At 39.7% G+C, this 19,130-nt stretch carries 13 protein-coding genes, 1 pseudogene and 1 other annotated feature; of the genes and pseudogenes, 7 read left to right on the forward strand and 7 right to left on the reverse strand.

The features are described 5' to 3' along the window. The first annotated feature begins 40 nt into the window (after window positions 1-40). Entirely contained in the window at window positions 41-526 is a 486-nt protein-coding gene (locus ABE41_RS14510; protein ID WP_066291697.1) for a GAF domain-containing protein, read from the forward strand. Between the two features lie 45 nt (window positions 527-571). Here ABE41_RS14510 and megL read toward each other — a convergent pair whose 3' ends face one another. Beyond that, window positions 572-1,750 (reverse strand): methionine gamma-lyase, encoded by a 1,179-nt coding sequence (gene megL / locus ABE41_RS14515; RefSeq protein ID WP_066291699.1) that lies wholly within the window; start codon window positions 1,748-1,750, stop codon window positions 572-574. Window positions 1,751-2,096: 346 nt separating this feature from the next. Here megL and rpsD point away from each other — a divergent pair, with 346 nt between their 5' ends. Further along, complete coding sequence (rpsD, locus tag ABE41_RS14520) at window positions 2,097-2,699, forward strand: 30S ribosomal protein S4 (protein ID WP_066291704.1); 603 nt, start codon at window positions 2,097-2,099, stop codon at window positions 2,697-2,699. 550 nt (window positions 2,700-3,249) lie between these two features. On the opposite strand, the pseudogene ABE41_RS14525 reads toward rpsD, so the two are convergent. Then, window positions 3,250-4,152, reverse strand: a pseudogene (locus ABE41_RS14525) (aldo/keto reductase). A 64-nt stretch (window positions 4,153-4,216) separates the two neighbouring features. Then, on the reverse strand, window positions 4,217-5,476 hold the full coding sequence (tyrS, locus tag ABE41_RS14530; protein WP_066291706.1) for a tyrosine--tRNA ligase: 1,260 nt from the start codon (window positions 5,474-5,476) through the stop codon (window positions 4,217-4,219). 53 nt (window positions 5,477-5,529) lie between these two features. After that, window positions 5,530-5,755: a binding site (T-box leader), on the reverse strand. A 126-nt stretch (window positions 5,756-5,881) separates the two neighbouring features. Between tyrS and ABE41_RS14535 the strand changes: the two genes are divergently transcribed. Beyond that, window positions 5,882-8,749, forward strand: a complete 2,868-nt coding sequence (locus ABE41_RS14535) for a transglycosylase domain-containing protein (RefSeq protein ID WP_253805353.1) — start codon at window positions 5,882-5,884, stop codon at window positions 8,747-8,749. A 30-nt stretch (window positions 8,750-8,779) separates the two neighbouring features. Here ABE41_RS14535 and acsA read toward each other — a convergent pair whose 3' ends face one another. Then, window positions 8,780-10,495 carry an acetate--CoA ligase gene (acsA, locus tag ABE41_RS14540; protein ID WP_066291708.1) on the reverse strand — a complete coding sequence of 572 codons (1,716 nt, stop codon included), beginning with the start codon at window positions 10,493-10,495 and terminating at the stop codon, window positions 8,780-8,782. Between the two features lie 160 nt (window positions 10,496-10,655). On the opposite strand from acsA, the gene ABE41_RS14545 reads away from it, so the two are divergent. From ABE41_RS14545 to ABE41_RS14555, 3 genes are read left to right on the forward strand one after another with little or no spacing between them, the layout of a single operon-like run. Next, the gene (locus tag ABE41_RS14545; RefSeq protein ID WP_066291710.1) at window positions 10,656-11,288 is read left to right on the forward strand and encodes a GNAT family N-acetyltransferase; all 633 of its coding nucleotides are present in this window, start codon (window positions 10,656-10,658) and stop codon (window positions 11,286-11,288) included. A gap of 44 nt (window positions 11,289-11,332) precedes the next feature. Beyond that, the gene (locus ABE41_RS14550; RefSeq protein ID WP_066291715.1) at window positions 11,333-11,983 is read left to right on the forward strand and encodes an acetoin utilization AcuB family protein; all 651 of its coding nucleotides are present in this window, start codon (window positions 11,333-11,335) and stop codon (window positions 11,981-11,983) included. Beyond that, window positions 11,973-13,127: an acetoin utilization protein AcuC gene (locus ABE41_RS14555; protein WP_066291718.1), complete on the forward strand. Its 1,155-nt coding sequence runs from the start codon at window positions 11,973-11,975 to the stop codon at window positions 13,125-13,127. The genes ABE41_RS14550 and ABE41_RS14555 overlap by 11 nt, the downstream gene beginning before the upstream one ends. Window positions 13,128-13,380: 253 nt before the next feature. Here the strand turns inward: ABE41_RS14555 and ABE41_RS14560 are convergent, their stop codons facing one another. The 3 genes from ABE41_RS14560 to ABE41_RS14570 all read right to left on the reverse strand — a co-directional run bounded on the left by ABE41_RS14560 (window position 13,381) and on the right by ABE41_RS14570 (window position 16,722). Continuing rightward, window positions 13,381-14,082, reverse strand: coding sequence for a 5'-methylthioadenosine/adenosylhomocysteine nucleosidase (locus tag ABE41_RS14560; RefSeq protein ID WP_083207818.1), 702 nt, complete (start codon window positions 14,080-14,082; stop codon window positions 13,381-13,383). Window positions 14,083-14,390: 308 nt separating this feature from the next. Then, entirely contained in the window at window positions 14,391-15,389 is a 999-nt protein-coding gene (gene ccpA / locus ABE41_RS14565; RefSeq protein WP_066291721.1) for a catabolite control protein A, read from the reverse strand. 244 nt (window positions 15,390-15,633) lie between these two features. Then, complete coding sequence (locus tag ABE41_RS14570; protein WP_066291724.1) at window positions 15,634-16,722, reverse strand: bifunctional 3-deoxy-7-phosphoheptulonate synthase/chorismate mutase; 1,089 nt, start codon at window positions 16,720-16,722, stop codon at window positions 15,634-15,636. Window positions 16,723-16,851: 129 nt separating this feature from the next. Between ABE41_RS14570 and ABE41_RS14575 the strand changes: the two genes are divergently transcribed. After that, window positions 16,852-19,005, forward strand: coding sequence for a cell division protein FtsA (locus tag ABE41_RS14575; RefSeq protein WP_066291726.1), 2,154 nt, complete (start codon window positions 16,852-16,854; stop codon window positions 19,003-19,005). Window positions 19,006-19,130: the final 125 nt, after the last annotated feature.

A 19,130-nucleotide genomic window follows, 5' to 3' on the forward strand; every position in this document is an offset into this window, starting at 1 on the left:
AGGATAGAATAAACAATTTATCAGGTTTGGAGGAATCTTGATGTTTTCCGTTCAACAATATAGTACTGACAGAAATAAAGCTTATGATCTTTTGTGCAAACAGCTTTCAGCACTTCTTGCAGGTGAAACAAATGCAACAGCAAATTTAGCTAATGCATCTGCTTTGTTAAATCAATTCTTGGATAGAGTAAATTGGGTTGGTTTTTACACATTTGAAGAAGAATCAAACCAGCTTGTTTTAGGACCTTTCCAAGGACTTCCTGCTTGTGTAAGAATCCCTTTAGGAAAAGGTGTTTGTGGTACATCTGCTCAAAATCAGGAAACTCTTGTCGTTAAAGATGTACACGAATTTCCAGGTCACATCGCATGCGATGCAGCATCTCAATCAGAAATCGTCGTTCCTCTTGTAAAAAACGGGAAGCTTTTAGGCGTTCTAGATATCGACAGCCCTGAAAAAGAAAGATTCGATGAAGTGGATCGGGAGAATTTAGAAAAGTTTACAAACATATTGCTTCAACACATTTAATCAAAATTAAAAAGCACTGAGCAAAAACTGCTCAGTGCTTTTTGATTATATTTTATTTAATGCCTGTTCCAGGTCACTCCAGATATCTTCCCAAGCTTCTAGACCAATGGATAAACGCAGAAGCTGATCATTAATTCCCATTTGCTTTCTGCTTTCTTCAGGAACAACCGCATGGGTCATGGTTGCAGGGTGCTGAATCAGAGTTTCTGCGTCTCCAAGACTGACCGCAATTTTTATTAATTGTAACGAATTCATAAAAGATTGAGCAGCAGCTTTATCTCCTTTAATCTGAAAACTTATAAGACCTCCTGCATTTTTCATTTGCTTATTTGCCAGTTCGTATTGAGGAAATTCGGGGTCACCAGGGAACAGAATCGTTTCTACTGCTGGATGTTCTTTTAGCAATTCTGAAAGTTTTTTTGCATTTTCACAATGACGGTCCATTCGTACAGGCAATGTCTTTATACCGCGCAGCAGCAGCCATGCATCAAATGGAGACATGACACCGCCTATATCTTTTTGAGTTGTCATAGCAAGATGACTCATAAGTTCATTGCTGCCTACTGCCAGCCCGCCTATAACATCACCATGGCCGCATAAATATTTTGTTGCGCTATGAATGACAACATCACAACCTAATTCAAGCGGACGCTGCAAGTATGGCGAAGAAAAAGTATTATCTACCACAACAGGTATACCATATTCCTTTGCGATCCTTGCTACCATTTCTATATCCACAAGCTTCATTGTAGGATTAATTGGAGACTCAATATAAATGACAGTTGTATGATCTGTAATAGATCCTCGTATAGAATCTTCATCACTCATGGAGTGAAAATCGTGTGTGATATGATATTTCTCTTCCATTAGCTGCAAAAGACCGAACGTACAGCCATACACACCTTCTGAACAAAGAATATGATCACCCGTTTTAGTAAGACCAAGTAAAATAGCTGATACTGCAGCCATTCCGGATCCAAAAGCCAGTCCTTTTTCACCACTTTCCATAGAAGCAATCCGTTCTTCAAGCATCGCAACAGTTGGATTGCTTAACCGTGAATAAATGTATCCTTCTTGTTCACCAGCAAAACGGCTTGCTCCAGTTTCAGCGGTATCAAACACAAACGTAGACGTCTGAAATATTGGAGGAGACAAACTTCCATGATGCTGCAGAGCATGATAGCCTTTATGAATTACTTCAGTTTCAAAGCGTTTTGTATCCATCTCGAGTTCTCCTTTTAGGACGATTTAAAAATGTAAGCGCTTTCTTAATTATTATCATATATGATTGAGTACTTTTTTACAAATTGTCCTCTAAAATTTTTGTGTGTATAACAGGCATGGTTGACATAAGGGACAAAAAAAGTTTATACTGTTCTTTGTGTAAAATAAGTAGCACTGTGCCCATCAACAGTTATTATTTTGTACCTTGATTTTTCAAATCAGGGAACACCGTGTAGCTTCATGGCTGCTGAAGTGAAAGTGTTTTTCATACAAAATAAGCTCTTGAAAAGGTCATAGTCACTGTATTGTTTTAACACAAAACAAACAAGTGAAGGAGGAGTCATTAATGGCTCGTTATACAGGTTCAACATGGAAAGTTTCCCGTCGTCTTGGAATTTCTCTAAGCGGAACAGGAAAAGAATTATCAAAGCGTCCTTACGCTCCAGGACAACATGGTCCTACTCAACGTAAGAAAATCTCTGAATATGGTTTACAACTACAAGAGAAGCAAAAGCTTCGTTTCATGTACGGTGTAAATGAGCGTCAATTCCGCCGCATTTTCAATGATGCTGGTAAAATGCCTGGTATCCATGGTGAAAACTTCATGGCTCTATTAGAAGCTCGTTTAGACAACGTTGTTTACCGTCTTGGTCTTGCTCGCACACGCCGTGCAGCTCGTCAATTAGTAAACCACGGTCACATCACAGTAAACGGAAAGCGTGTTGACATCGCTTCTTACCGTCTTTCTCCTGGAGATGTAATCGGAGTTCGTGAAAAGTCACGCAACCTTACTGCTGTTAAAGAAGCTATCGAAGTAAACAACTTCGTACCTGACTTCTTAACTTTTGACGAAAACAAATTGGAAGGTACTTTCACTCGCTTACCAGAGCGTTCTGAGCTTCCAGCTGAGATCACAGAACAACTTATCGTTGAATACTATTCTCGTTAAGAGTTTAAAAAACCTGAAACCCATTATGGGCTTCAGGTTTTTTCTTCTTCTAAGGCTATTTTCTAAAAGATTGTTGCTTTTGGTTCAATTTTCCATCCTTTTCATTGACAAGGTGATTGAAGTGCAAGGTGCGAGACGAAAAGCGTAAGCGTCATTTTAGTTAGCCCTATCTCCTGTCCTTTGTTGATGCAAGTTCACGGTACGTGTTCTTAAATTTATTACACGTTAGCTCAGAATTATTGAGTTTGGCTCAAAAACGCCGAGTTACGCTCAAGATCCACTCGTTTCGCTCAAACTACCTTTGGTTTCGCTCAAAATCTTCCTTTTTCGCTCAAAGTAACTAAAAACGAGGATAGCACTCGAGAGGCTCACCGCACGCTCCGCGGAAAGCGAGCATCCTGTAACGGAAATCAACCACTACCAAGAGCAACAAAGATTGCGAAAACAGTCTTTTAATGTATATTATTTATTTTTTATTTGTGAAAACAAAAAATCGGGGCTCCCAAAAGTAAGTTTACATTACTTTTGGGACAGCCCCTTCTTTCGTTTATTAATCTACTTCTTTCCCCATGCTCTCTTGAAGAATATCAAACCATTGTTCACGGGTTAAAGTGATATTTGCAGCATTGATCGCTGATTGAATCCGCTTCATTTGTCCGCTGCCGACAATCGGCATCACTTCTGCAGGATGAGCAAGCAGCCATGCATAGGCAACTTCATCTATCGACGCAGCACCTGTTTCTTTTGCAACTTTCTCAAGAACTTTCCTTGCTCTTAGACTTTTTTCATCTTGTCCTTTAAAAAGTTTTCCTCCAGCTAATGGAGACCAAGCCATAGGTTTAATGTTTTCTTTTTGAAGATAATTAATCGTGCCATCAAAGAAAGACTGTTCATGAAGTACTGATAATTCAATCTGATTTGTTACTAAAGGGCCATTGAATTCACGCTGCAACATTTCCATTTGGCGCGGCGTGAAATTAGAAACGCCAAAGTGCCTTACTTTTCATTGTTCTTTTAATTGATGAAAAGCTTCAGCCGTTTCGTACGGATCCATAAAAGGATCTGGGCGATGAATCAAAAGAACATCGAGATATTCAGTGTTCATCTTTTGCAATGAATTCTCAGCAGACTTAATGATATGCTCTTTGCTTGTGTCGTAGGATTTTATCTTATGATGCGGTCTGTTTTCCGATACCAGTTTGATGCCGCATTTTGTAACGATTTGAATATCTTTTCTTAGTGATGGTTTTAAAGCAAGAGCTTGTCCAAAGATTTCTTCACACATATAATTTCCATAAATATCTGCATGATCAAATGTCGTAATGCCTGCTTCTATACATTGCTCTACAAGATGAAGTAATTCTTCTGAGGTTAAGTTCCATTCAGCTAAACGCCAGTGTCCGTGAATGATTTGTGAGAAAGAAAGATCTTCTGCGATTTGAATTCGTTTCATAGCTGCACATCCTTTCGAAAATAGAGAAGAACCCTATAGTTAAAGGGTTCTTTCCTTTATATATTTAGTATCTGATTAATGTGTACTTCTTCTTCCCTCTTCTAAGGATAACAAAACGATTTTCGATTCTGTCTTTCGCATCAATCGTATATGAGAGGTCTTGAACCTTGTCGCCATTTACAGAAACAGCACCGTTTGTCACATCTTCTCTTGCCTGACGCTTAGATGGAGAAATCTTTGCTTCAACTAAAAGATCTACAATGTTCATGTCCGCTTGGTTCTCTACAGAAAACGATGGAACATCTTTAAATCCTTGTTCGATTTCATTTGCAGTAAGATCGCTAAGATTCCCGCTGAATAGTGCTTCAGTTATTTTCACTGCTTGAAGGTATGCTTTTTCTCCATGAACAAGCGTTGTTACTTCACGTCCTAAAGCTTTTTGCGCTTCACGCTTTTCAGGAGCTTCAGCCATTGATTTTTCAAGATCTGCAATTTGGTCCTTAGATAAGAATGTAAAGTATTTCAGCCAGTTAATAACGTCAGCATCTGCTGCATTCACCCAGAACTGGTAGAACTCATATGGCGTCGTTTTTTCAGCATCTAACCAAATTGTTCCTGATGCTGTTTTCCCGAACTTTGTGCCATCCGCTTTAGTAATCAAAGGTATGGTTAATCCAAAAGCCTTCTCTTCTTCTCCAGATCGTCTGATTAACTCCATTCCTGCAGTAATGTTGCCCCACTGATCACTTCCGCCGATCTGCAGCTTAATATCTTCTTTTTGGAAAAGATTTAAGAAGTCATAAGACTGCAAAATCATGTATGAAAACTCAGTAAAAGAAATACCGCCTTCTAAACGTGAATCTACAGAATCCTTAGCAAGCATGTAGTTAATAGAGAAATTCTTCCCTACATCCCGCAGAAATTCAATCATTGTAAGTTCGCTAAGCCAATCGTAGTTATTCACTGTATTTGCAGGGTTACCTTCTCTTTCAAAATCAAGTAGCCTGGAAAGCTGGCTTTTAATTTTTTCCGTCCATTGAACGACGATTTCAGCTTCGTTTAATGTTCTTTCTGTCTGTCTTCCGCTAGGGTCACCAATCAAACCTGTACCTCCGCCGACAAGAGCATAAGGCTGATGCCCTGCTTCCTGAAATCTTCTTAATGTAAGAATCGGCAGTAAGTTACCAATATGAAGACTGTCTGCTGTAGGATCAAATCCACAGTAGAGCTTTACTTTACCGCTTTCAAGTTCTTTTTCAAGCCCTTCTCGATCTGTAACCTGATTAAGCAGACCTCTAAATTCTAAGTCTTGTAAAATGTTCATCTCTTTCTTTCCTTTCTCTTTTTAATGGCAATAAAAAAAGTCCCTTTCAAATTGAAAGGGACGTGATTACAATCTCGCGGTACCACCCTAATTAAAAGCTCGCTAAAAAAAGCTTTTCACTTCATTTCATAACGGTTTCAATCCGTTCCTTGCTACTAAACGGTTCACAAGGAAAGCTCCAGGAGGTAATTCACAAACTGCCTATGTGCTGGTTTGCATCAACCACCAGCTTTCTGAAACAGGGAGACATCTGCTACTTATTCCTATCTTAGCTTTATCATTATTATTGTTCTTTTATTTTTACCATATGGACGAAATTCATGTCAATCTTATAATTTCAAAAAAACTGCCCATTTTCACAATTCGACCGTATGTTATACTTATACACAGGGGGGGGAGTACCAAATGATGTCTCATTTTGATGGACTTAAACAAAAATGGGAGAAATTTGTCCACTTTTTGAATGAAAAAAGTATTATTCGAACAGCACGAATTACATATAACGTTACTTGGAACATGTTTTTGATTGTCACAGTTCTTTTTGTTTTGGGTGGTGTTTTCGCAGCTGGAGTAGGAGCAGGATTCTTTGCTTCACTAGTAAAGGATGAACCAGTACGCGCTTACTCGGCTATGAAAGAAGACATCTACAACTACGAGGAAACAAGCACTGTTTATTTTGATAACGATCAATACATGGGTAAACTTCAATCAGACTTGGACAGGCAAGAAATTAAACTAAAAGACGTTTCTCCATACGTAATTAAAGCGATTATTTCTACAGAAGATCAATACTTTTATGAACATAAAGGCATAGTGCCAAAAGCGATTCTGCGTGCAATGTATGAAGAATTTTCTGGTGCCGCAATCGTCACAGGCGGAAGTACGCTGACACAGCAGCTAATAAAAAATCAAATTCTTACGAATGAAGTTTCATTTGATAGAAAAGCAAAAGAAATACTTTTAGCTATGCGTCTTGAAAAAGTATTAAAGAAGGATGAGATCCTTGAAGCTTATCTCAATATCGTCCCTTATGGCCGTAATTCTTCTGGACGAAACGTGGCAGGAATCCAGGCAGCATCTGAAGGTATATTTGGAGTCAAAGCTTCCAAGCTTAATTTGGCGCAATCAGCTTACATAGCAGGACTTCCGAAGAACCCGTTCGTGTACACGCCTTTCAACAATGGCGGTGAGCCAAAAGAAGATATTTCAGCAGGCTTAAAACGGATGAAGACTGTTCTAAACCGTATGCTCTCGGCTGGAACGATTACACAAGCTGAATATGATGAAGCGATTAAATATGACATTAAGAAAAATTTAACGACCAATAAGCAATCTTCTTTTGAAAAGTATCCGTTTTTAACAGTTGAAGTACAAAAGCGTACAGTTGAAGTTCTTACAAAATTAGAGGCTGAAAAAGACGGTAAGAAAGTAGAAGAATTAACTCCTGAAGAATTAAAAGAATATCAGGATAACGCACGTATTCAAATCAGGCAAAAAGGAATTAAAATTCATACAACTATCAATCAAAAAATTTATGATGAAATGCAGCAGGTTGTTAAAAATGATGGATTGTTCGGACCAGCTAATCAGTATGTATACAATAATAAAGGTCAGCGAATAAAACTTGAAAAACCACAGCCTGAAGAAGTCGGAGCAACATTAATTGACAATAAAACAGGAAAGATAATCAGTTTTGTTGGCGGGCGTGATTTTAATAGAGAACAAACCAATCATGCGACAAGCGCACCTAGACAAAACGGTTCAACAATGAAGCCATTACTCGCATACTCTTATGCTGTCGAAACAGGCAAAGTTCAGCCAGGAACAATCGTACCTGACACTCCAATCGACATAAATGGATGGAAACCTAATAACTATGATAAAGATTTTGATGGTCTAGTTTCTGTTCGTCACTCACTTAAGAAATCTAGAAATATTCCTGCTATCAGATCTTATCAAAGAGTAGATCATGCGAAAGCTACTGAAAAGCTGATTCAAATGGGGGTAACTACTCTTACTAAAGGTGATAGAGCCCACACTGCAATGGCACTAGGTGCTCTAGATATAGGGGTTACAGTCGAAGAAAATGTTAATGCTTTTTCTACATTTGCAAACAGCGGGAAATTTGTTGATGCTTATATGATTGATAGAATAGAAACGAATGATGGTGAAGTAATCTATCAGCATAAAAGTGAACCGAAACAAGTTTATAGTCCGCAAACATCATATCTAATGATTGATATGATGAGAGATGTACTGTCATCTGGTACTGCCGCAGGTGTACCTCGAAAACTGGCATTTCAGTCTGATTGGGCTGGTAAGACAGGAACAACCAATGAAGATAAAGATTCATGGTTTGTGGCCTCTAATCCTAATGTTACATTCGGAGTTTGGATTGGTTATGACACACCTGCTGATTTAGCTGGTAACACCGGTCAAAGAAATCAGACCATATGGGCTCAGCTTATAAATGTAGCTCATAAACACGCACCTCAATTAGTTGATCCTGAACAAAGATTTGCGATGCCTTCAGGAATTGTACGCCGTGAAATTTGTGGAATCTCTGGTAAACTTCCATCTGATCTTTGCCGAAGTGCGGGTCTTGTAACAACAGATTTGTTTAATGCAAAGTTCACTCCTAAAGAAGTAGATGATACTTTAACAAAAGGCCGTTATGTAGTTGTTGGAGATGCAAAATATAAAGCACTACCAACTACACCTGAAGAATTTACTAAAGAGGGTGTGCTTATAAAAGAAGAATTCTTAAAGGAGCTCGGATTAGAAACCCTGAATAAGCTTACCCAAAAAATTGATCTCTTGAGCAACATCGTTCCTGAGAAAGAGTTAAAAGAGAATGGCAAAGTGCCATCACCTGTTGCAGGAGCAAAAATGTCTGATGGCGTATTATCGTGGTCAGCACATGGTGAGAATGATGTGATTGGATACAGAATCTATCATTCAACAGATGGCAAATCGTTTAATAAAATAGGATCCGTTACAGCAGATAAAACTTCTGCGAAAGTTCCTAATGGAGTTGTCTATGTAACAGCCGTTGATATCTCTGGGAAAGAATCAGCTGCTCAAACAAAAGTTCAAGTAGGGGAAAAGAAACCGCCGGCAGAACCCGGAACTCCTCCTCCGACTGGGGGAGATGGAGATAAACCAGATAAACCACAGGATCCTCCACCACCTCCAACTGATCCAGGTACAGGAGATCCTCCACCAGCAACTACACAAGATAATAAAAAGAAAGACAAAAAACCCTCGAATTGATTTCGAGGGTTTTTCCTGTCTTATATACGCTTAGTCTTCCATTGTAGAAAGGTCGCCTGTTGGAAGATCAAGCTCCCAAGCCTTTAGTACACGACGCATAATTTTACCGCTTCGTGTTTTTGGAAGTTTATCCCGGAATTCAATCTCACGTGGAGCCGCATGCGCTGCGAGTCCTGATTTCACAAAACTTCTAATCTCTTCTATCAGCTCGTCGTTTGGCTCATAGCCAGAACGCAAGGCGATGAATGCTTTAATAATTTCTCCGCGAACAGGGTCTGGCTTACCAATTACACCTGCTTCTGCAACAGCCGGATGTTCAACAAGCTTGCTCTCCACCTCAAACGGTCCAACACGTTCTCCGGAAGTCATGATTACATCGTCAATTCTTCCCTGGAACCAGAAATATCCGTCTTCATCCATGTATGCTGAATCACCTGATACATACCAGCCGCCAGGAGTAAAATATGAATCATACTTTTCAGGGTTATTCCAAATTTTCCGCATCATGGACGGCCAGCCCTTTTTAATCGCAAGGTTACCCATTCGGTATGGAGGCAAGATATTATCCTGATCATCAATAATTGCTGCTTCAACACCAGGGAACGGTTTCCCCATCGAGCCTGGTTTAATTTCCATCGCAGGATAGTTACTGATTAATTGGCCGCCTGTTTCAGTCATCCACCAGTTATCATGAATACGAAGATTAAATACCTTCATCCCCCATCGAACAACTTCAGGGTTTAAAGGTTCACCGACACTTAAGATGTGACGCAGTGCGGACAGATCAAATTTCTTCACAACTTCATCTCCAGCGCCCATCAGCATACGGAAAGCTGTAGGAGCACTGTACCATACTGTTACGCCGTATTTTTCAATGGTTCCATACCAGTCTTCTGGTGAAAAACGTCCGCCTCTAATTACACTCGAAGCTCCGTTCAGCCATGGTCCAAAGATTCCATACGAGGTACCTGTTACCCAGCCTGGGTCTGCTGTACACCAGTATACATCTTCTTCTTTTAGATCAAGAACCCATTTAGAAGTCTGATAATGCTGAAGCATTGCATTGTGTACATGCAGCACACCTTTCGGCTTACCTGTTGAACCTGATGTATAATGAAGAATTAATCCATCTTCGCGGTCAACCCATTCAATATCAAGATCCTTAGAGGCTTTTGCCATGCGATCAAAGTAACTTACATATGGACCTTCTTCTTTTACATCTTCTCCAACAAGAATTACATGTTTTAAGTTTGGCAGTTCACTGACAGGTACACGTTCTAAAAGTGAAGGTGTTGTCACCAGTACTTTTGCTTCACTGTCTTCAAGTCTATCTCTTACGGCACCTTCCATAAATGCTTCAAAGAGCGGACCAACAATAGCTCCTAATTTGACGGAACCAAGGAATGCGAAATAAAGCTCAGGTGAACGCGGCATGAAAATAAACACACGATCCCCTTTTTCTACTCCTAGTTGACGCAGCATATTTCCTGCTTTATTAGACATTTCCTTCATTTCTTTAAACGTGTACTTCTCGTCCCTCTTTTGATCTGAAAAATAGAGTGCGACTTTGTTTTTTCGATGGGATGCAGCATGCCGGTCAATGGCTTCATATGCTATATTTACTCGACCTGTCTTATGCCAGGAGAATTCTTTCTCAATGTCTTTCCAATCAAATGCTCCGTATGCTGCCTCATAATCTTGTAAATTAAAATCACCTTTTATTATCGGAAGCGCTTCCAGTTTCATTGCTATTTCTCCCTTCCCTATTGAATATCTCTTCAAGTATAACATATTATCAAAATTTTTTAACTTATTAGAACTATCTATAAAAAGGGTTATGAAACCCCTTACATTGCGACGATATCATGTATAATAGAAGTTGGAAACAAACCTAGGTGGTGTAGACATGAAACACAATAAAACATATAACTGCGTTGCTTTAAAAACATCTCATGGCACAATAACCGTTGAAGGACCCGTGTCAGCCGAAACACTGGAAGGCCTATATTTTCATGAAAATCTAAAGGCGTTCAGACCAGCTAACGAGCAAAAAAAAGCTGTTACTGAAATTGCTAAGCTGGATGAAGGAAGAATTATTATTGCAAAAAATAAAGATACAGTCATCGGCTATGTTACATACGTGTATCCCGATCCACTTGAACGATGGTCAGAAGGCAACATGGAAAATCTGCTGGAACTTGGTGCTATTGAAGTAATACCTGACTACCGGAATTTTAAAGTTGGCAAAACACTATTAAAAGTTTCTATGATGGATGATGCGATGGAAGACTACATCATCATCACAACTGAGTACTATTGGCATTGGGACTTAAAAGGAACAAAGCTTTCTGTATGGGATTATAGAAAGATCATGGAAAAAATGATGAATGCAGGTGACCTTGAATATATGGCCACCGACGATCCGGAGATTAGTTCACACCCTGCAAACTGTTTAATGGTTCGGATCGGAAAGCGAATCGACCTGGATAGCGTTCAGCAATTTGATAGAATCCGTTTTAAGAATCGATTTATGTATTAATTCGACTGACAATACAGAGAGAATTTACTTGGGAGTGGTATATTGTGATCGTTCAAAATATGATGCAAGTAAACACAGTGACAATTCATGCGGAAGAAACGATTGGAACAGCCCTTAAACTTATGCTTGAGAAAGATGTACGTTACCTCCCTGTTGTTGATGACAGCGGCAATTTATTGGGTCTTGTTACTGACCGGGAAGTAAAAGATGCAAGTCCATCCATCTTTCATCAAAATGAGCATCCTGAAGATTTTGAGAATCCAGTTTCAACGATAATGAAAAATGCCGTTTTCACAGCACATCCTTTAGATATTGCAGAAGAACTCTCTACTATTTTTTACGAACATAACATAAGCTGCATTCCAGTTTTAGAAGATAACAAACTAGTAGGTTTAATTACCGAGCGGGAAATGCTCCATGCTTTTATTCAATTAACAGGTACTCATCAGCCTGGATCTCATTTGGAAGTTGCTGTACCAAACGAAGCTGGCCAGCTAGCGAAAGTAGCCAGTGTATTAAAGGATTTTCATTTAAATATCAGCTCTGTACTCGTCTACCCCTCTCATGATGAAAAAGAGAAGATTGTTGTTTTCAGAGTTGGAACGATGAACCCATTGCCAGTAATCGAGCATTTAATAGATCATGGCTATGAAGTGAAGTGGCCTCCAGTTCCAGGTGAGAACAATGGGAAATGATTCTGTCTTTGTTTATTCACCAGATCTTTTAGGCTATAAATTCAATGATACACATCCCTTTAATCAGCTTAGAGTCCAGCTGGCCTATGAGTTGCTTAAAGATTCAGGCTGCCTGGATGACAGCAAGATTGTCCTTCCAAGACAGGCTACAGACGAAGAAATCATGCTTATTCATGACAAAGGTTATGTTGATGCCGTTAAAAAAGCGGGAGAAGGAAAGCTCAGTAAAGAAATCGGACTTAATTACGGACTTGGTACGGAAGATACGCCGATCTTCCAAAACATGCATGAAGCAAGCAGCTGGATTGTTGGGGCTACACTAACAGCCGTCGATTGGGTCATGGAAGGGAAAGTAAAACACGCTCTTAGTTTGAGTGGAGGCCTTCACCACGGATTCAGAGGTAAAGCATCCGGATTTTGTATCTATAACGACAGCTCAATCGCTATTGAATATATGAAGCAAAAGTATAAGGCACGTGTTTTGTATGTGGATACAGATGCTCACCACGGAGACGGTGTTCAATGGGCTTTTTATGACGACCCGGATGTATGTACATTATCCATTCACGAAACGGGAAGATATTTATTTCCTGGAACTGGCTCCATTCATGAAAAAGGGGCTGGGAAAGGTTATGGATATTCCTTTAACGTTCCTGTTGATGCCTTTACTGAAGATGAATCTTTTTTAGAATGCTATGAAAAAAGCCTGTGGGAAGTGGCTGACTTTTTTAAACCGGATGTAATTATCACCCAAAATGGTGCTGATGCTCATTATTATGATCCTCTCACCCACTTGTCGGTGACGATGAAAACGTATGCTGAAATACCGAGAATAGCAAAAAAAGTAGCAGATAAGTACTGTAGCGGACGCTGGATAGCAACAGGCGGAGGTGGATATGATATTTGGCGAGTCGTGCCGAGAGCATGGTCTTATTTATGGTGTGTGATGAATGATAATGCACCTGCTGGTCGGATCGCTGAGAGCTGGCTTACCCGCTGGGATAAAGAAGCCAAGCATCCATTGCCTCGTACATGGGAAGATGAAACTGGCATCTATAAGCCGATTCCAAGGAAAGACGAAATCACTTCAAAGAACAGGGCAACACTTGAAAAAAGCTTGTATTCCATTCGAAAAAGCTCATAAAAGAAGGAGGACTCCGTGGGGAGTCCTCCTTTTTGGTACTATAAATGTCAGTTTTTGATAATCGCACGTAAATAGAAATATTCACACGTTATTTTAGATAATCGCACGATAGCGGCTATTAATCGCACGTTATTTTAAAAATAAACGATTTTCGACAAAGTCTCATATTCCCTCTGCAAAATAGAAGGTTCGTTATTAAAAAAACTGGCTTAACTAGGAAAATATACGCCTATGTTGAGCCAGCTGTACAACTTTATATGGATTTTATAATAGATTCCACCATATCAGATGAACGTCTTGCTGCAAGTGCTGTAAATTCTCCAAAGCTTGCTGGAGCTTCACCATTTGCTTTATCTGAGATGGAGCGAATAATAACAAATGGCACCTCGTTTAAGAAGCAAGCTTGAGCTACAGCTGATCCTTCCATCTCGATGCATGATCCATTAAACAGTGTACGATAAATTTCTACCAGCTCACGATCGGCGATGAACTGATCACCGCTTAATACTTTGCCAACCTTTACTTGTGGTCCTGAAAGATTTTCAGCTGCTGTCTCTGCTAGTTTAACTAGCTTCTCATCCGCTTTAAACTCAGAGTCAAAGGCAAACATCGGAATGGTTCCCTTCGGAAAATCAGGACTCAATGCAGATGCATCGATATCATGCTGCATCGCGCTCGATGAGATGACGATATCCCCCACTTCAAGAACAGGGTCGAGTGCACCAGCAACACCAGTGAATAGGATGTGAGTAACTTTGAATCTGTCGATCAGAATCTGTGTAGTAATCGCTGCATTAACTTTACCTACACCTGATTTACAGAGTACTACCTCTTTATTATGATGTGTGCCCTCATAAAATTTATTTTGTGCGAAAATGCTTTCCCCATATATATCAAGTGCTTCTTTCATATATACGATTTCTTCATCCATTGCACCGATAATACCAATTCTCAATTCTCCCACCTCATCAAATCGTCTTTATTTGGCTGTTTTCGCAAACTTTGTTACTTTGAAAGTAGTTGATTTCCGTTAAAGGATGCTCGCTTTCCGCGGGGCGTGCGGTGAGCCTCCCTAACGCTTTGCGCTGGCGGGGTCTCACCTGTCCCGCTGATCCCGCAGGACAAGGAAGGCTTCGACAGCATTACATCGCACGAAGAAAATGTTGATTTTCATTTTCGAGGAGTCTCGCACCTTGCACTCCAATCAACTTTCAATGAAGAGGATAAAAAATGACCTAGCAACAATCTTTTGAAAAAAACCTTTTATTTTGTAGAATCTCTAAATTGAATACGATGAGGCAATACAACAGTATGTTCTTCCACCGTTTCTTTGTTCATTAACTTTGTCAGCAATCTCATTGCTACCGCTCCAATATCATACATAGGCTGTACGACTGTTGATAGGGTTGGACGAACCATAGTCGCAAGTCTGGTATTGTCGAATCCGATAACTTCAATATCTTCAGGAACCTTTAAACCGCGATCCTGTGCGCCATGAATAACACCTAAAGCCATTTCGTCTGTTCCTACAAATATAGCGGATGGTTTATTATCACTATCAAGGAAAGACTCGACAGCTTCAATACCTGAATCGTACGTGTATTCACCGACAAAAACTTGGCTCTCCTCCACTTTTTTTCCATGTTCTTCTAGCGCTTTTCGGTAGCCGTTAAACTTATAGTAACCGTTGATTGGATCCTCTAGGGGTCCTGTCACCATAGCGACAGATGAGTGTCCTTTTTCAAGAAGGTTTGTAACTGCTTCGTAAACAGCATTTTCATAATCGATATTAACTGAAGGAACTTCTTCGTTCATGTCCACCGTTGCTGCCATAACAATAGGAACCGGAGCACGCTTGAACTCTTCTACATGCTCTTCTGTAATTTTACCGCCCATGAACACAATTCCATCTACTTGTTTTCCAAGCAGCGTGTTCAATAGATGAATTTCTTTTTCTTTGTTCTGATCAGAGTTACATAAAATAATATTGTACTTATACATTGTCGCAATATCTTCAATACCCCTTGCTAATTCAGCAAAGAAGATACTTGAGATATCAGGGATAATAACCCCTACAGTCGTGGTTTTTTTGCTTGCTAATCCTCTTGCTACTGCATTAGGACGATAGCCTAGTCTTTCAATTGCTTCTAATACCTTTTTTCGGGTAGACGGCTTAACGTTCGGGTTTCCGTTAACAACGCGTGAAACCGTTGCCATTGAAACGCCTGCCTCGCGTGCCACATCATAAATTGTTGTATTCAAAAATAGTCCTCCTTTTTACTGCATGTCCGACAGCTATGTAATGCTAATATCATACGATAAAGTAGTAAAGTAGGCAACGAATAGGAGCATGTTTCACGATTTATTCAATAATTGAAATGATTTTAAAAGAAAACATACCTATTTTGCTTATTTTTGGCGAAATCAGAGTTTATCATACTCTTTTTAATCCTGAAACCATAATAAAAACCGGCAGCGTTATTTACTGCCGGCTAGCTGAAACACTCTATACCATCTGATTCATTTTAATAAAGCCCGTTTTAACAAGTTCACTAACGAACTTTTCAAACTCGCTAATGTTCATTTGCTGTGCTGCATCCGATAAAGCCACTGCAGGATCTGGATGTACTTCAGCCATAACTCCATCAGCTCCGATAGCTAACGCTGCTTTAGCCGCAGGAAGGAGCAAGTCCTTTCTCCCTGTAGAATGCGTAACATCTACAAATACGGGAAGATGTGTTTCTTGTTTTAGAATTGGAACAGCGGTTATATCCAGTGTGTTTCGAGTTGCTCTTTCATAGGTACGGATTCCTCTCTCACAAAGGATGATCTGGCCGTTTCCTTGAGACATGATGTACTCAGCTGAATTGATAAACTCTTCGATCGTAGCAGATAACCCTCTTTTTAAAAGAATAGGCTTGTCTATCTTCCCTGCAGCTTTTAGTAATTCGTAGTTTTGCATATTTCTTGCACCGATTTGAATGATATCCAAATACTCAGAAGCCATTTCTAAATCATCTGGATGAACGATTTCACTGATTACTGCGCAGTTGTATTCATCTGCAACTTTTTTTAATATGTTCAGCCCTTCAATACCAAGTCCTTGAAAATCGTATGGAGAAGTACGAGGTTTAAACGCCCCGCCACGAAGAATCCTCAAACCATTGTCCGTTACAGCTTGTGCTACTTCTGCTGTTTGTTCATAGCTTTCTACAGCACATGGCCCCGCAATCAGGATTGGGCTCCCGCTTCCGATTTCAGTCCCTTTTACCGATATAATAGTATCCTCTGACCGCTGTTTTCTGGATACGAGCAGCGCCTTTCTATGATCATCTTCTTGTAGTTCCAGACCTGCTTTAAATATTTCTTTAAAAAGGTGCTGCATAGTAGCTGTTTCAAACGGACCGTCATTTTCTGATGCAATTAAGTTCAGCATGTGTCTTTCTCTTACAGGATCATATTTTTTCATGCCTTGTGCGGTCTTAATCTTTCCGATCTTCTGAACAAGCTCGCCTCGTTTACTGATTAACTCCAAAAGCTCTTTATTGACTTCATCAAGCTCGGTCCGTAATGTGTTTAATTCTGGATGATTCATCTATATACACCTCTGTATTTATAAAATGTAAAAAATGTGATACATTTCTAATAATTAGGCTATAAAATTATCAGCTTTAAATCGTTTAAACAATTCCTTACGTCTATCGTATCAAAAAGAGGTGCCTTCGTGGACAAAAATCTTTTATTTGCACTGGATATCGGCACTCGCTCAGTTGTCGGTATAATATTAAAGCAGCATTCTGATGGAAAATATGAAGTTTTGCATATGAAAGTCATGGAACATGAAGAGCGTTCTATGCTGGATGGACAAATCCATCATATACCTGCCGTTGCTAAAGTTATTAAAAAAATTAAAGAACAGCTTGAAACGGAAACTGGACCACTCCAAAAAGTTTGTGTAGCTGCTGCAGGACGAGCATTAAAAACAGTAAAAGGCAGATCAGAAAGAGACATATCAGCAGTTGCTGTAGCAATGCAAGAAGAAGTTATACATATGGAGCTTGCTGCCGTTCAGCATGCTCAGTTCCAGCTGGCTAGCATACTGGATGAAAAATCTAATCACATCTACGATTGTGTAGGATATTCGGTTCTTCATTATTACCTGGATGATCAGGAAATCGGAAGCTTTATCGGTCAGCAAGGTTTAACAGCTTCCGTGGAGGTAATCGCAACATTTCTCCCAAGAGTGGTTGTCGAATCCTTAATTAGAGCTTTACGAGAAGCAGATCTTGAGATGGAGGCTTTAACACTCGAGCCAATTGCAGCAATCAATGTGCTGATCCCCCAATCTATGAGGAAATTAAATGTGGCTCTCGTTGACATAGGTGCAGGAACATCTGATATAGCTTTAACAGCCGAAGGTACTGTTGTGGCTTATGGTATGGTTCCAGTAGCAGGGGATGAAATCACTGAAGCGATCAGCTCAGAGTTCCTATTGGATTTCCCAGTGGCTGAAGAAATGAAGCGATCCCTATTCAATAAAGATTTTGTGGAATATACCGATATTTTAGGATTTTCTGCAAAGAAATCTAAATTCGAAGTTCTAGAAAAAATACAGCCAGCTATTGAAAATCTTGCTGAAAAAATAACGCAAGAAATTCTTCAGCTGAATGCAAAACCACCGCAAGCTGTCATGCTTGTAGGCGGAGGAAGCATGACACCAAGGCTGCGTGAGAAAATTGCAGAAAAACTTAATTTACCAATAGAACGTGCAGCTATTCGGGGTATTGATGCTATAACATCACTTACTTCATCCATTAAACAGACCGGTCCTGAATTTGTTACCCCTGTTGGGATTGGGATAGCTGCAAGAGAAAATCCTGTAAAATATGTAACCGTCACTGTAAACGAAAAAACGATAAGGTTATTCGAAGTAAAAAAACTAACAATTGGGGATGCGCTTATAGCAGGCGGCGCTGACCTTTCAAAGCTATATGGCAGACCTGGAATGGGTCTAATGATCAAAGTCAATGGTGAAGTAAAAATGTTTAAAGGCGGTCTTGGCACTCCACCGCAAATTATTATGAGCGGAAAGGAAGCCTCTCTTTCGCATGAAATTTTTGACGGAGCTGTTATCTCCTATAATGCAGGCGTAAATGGAGCAAATGCCTCTATTGTCGCAAGTGAAGCCGTTTCAGAACATTTAATTAAAACGATTGTAATTGATGGTGAACCGACAACCATCGAAACGCAATATTATGTTAATCATCAATCTGTTACCCCTGATACTCTATTAAATGACCGGGATGAACTTATTTCTTATTTTCCTAGTACTATAGAAGAAATGATGGAGATAAAAGGTTTGCACCTGATCGACAACAACTCTTCATTCTCTGTAAAAGTCGACGGCAAGCCAATCCAATTGTCCCGCAGTATAAATAATTCCATTTATTTAAACGGCTGTGTCATGGTTAGAGGATCAAACTGGAACGATGGTGATCATCTCACTTTCGAAGCTGCTAAAGACAAACAGGTAACCTTAAAAGATTTACTTGATGTTCTTCAGTTAAATCTTCTTCAATCCTGTTCGGTAACATTTAATAATGAAGAAGTATCACTGACCAGGCCTTTATTCAAGTTCTACCGTAATGGTGAGTCACTTACGGAAGATTCTGTTCTTTATCCAAATGACGAACTAAATATGGAAAAAACAAAACAGCAGCCGTTTATTTTTCAGGATATTTTTACAAAGGTTGATATTGCAATTTCCCCGCGGCCAGGTGAAACATTAGTCATATTAAAAAACAAAGAAAAAGCAGGCTTTCAAACAGAGATTGAAACAGGAAATTCATTAGAATTAAAGTTTGAGGTTCCTATTTAATGACCATTTAAGTTGATTGGAGCGGAAGGTGCGAGACTCCAGCGTGCCAACCACCTGAAAATACTTCTTGTAAGGCATGCACGAGGAACACGCTGAGTCAGGATTTGCTTGTAGACGCAGGAGCA

The sequence above is a fragment of the Fictibacillus arsenicus genome, assembly GCF_001642935.1.
In the GTDB taxonomy this organism is placed as follows: domain Bacteria; phylum Bacillota; class Bacilli; order Bacillales; family Fictibacillaceae; genus Fictibacillus; species Fictibacillus arsenicus_B.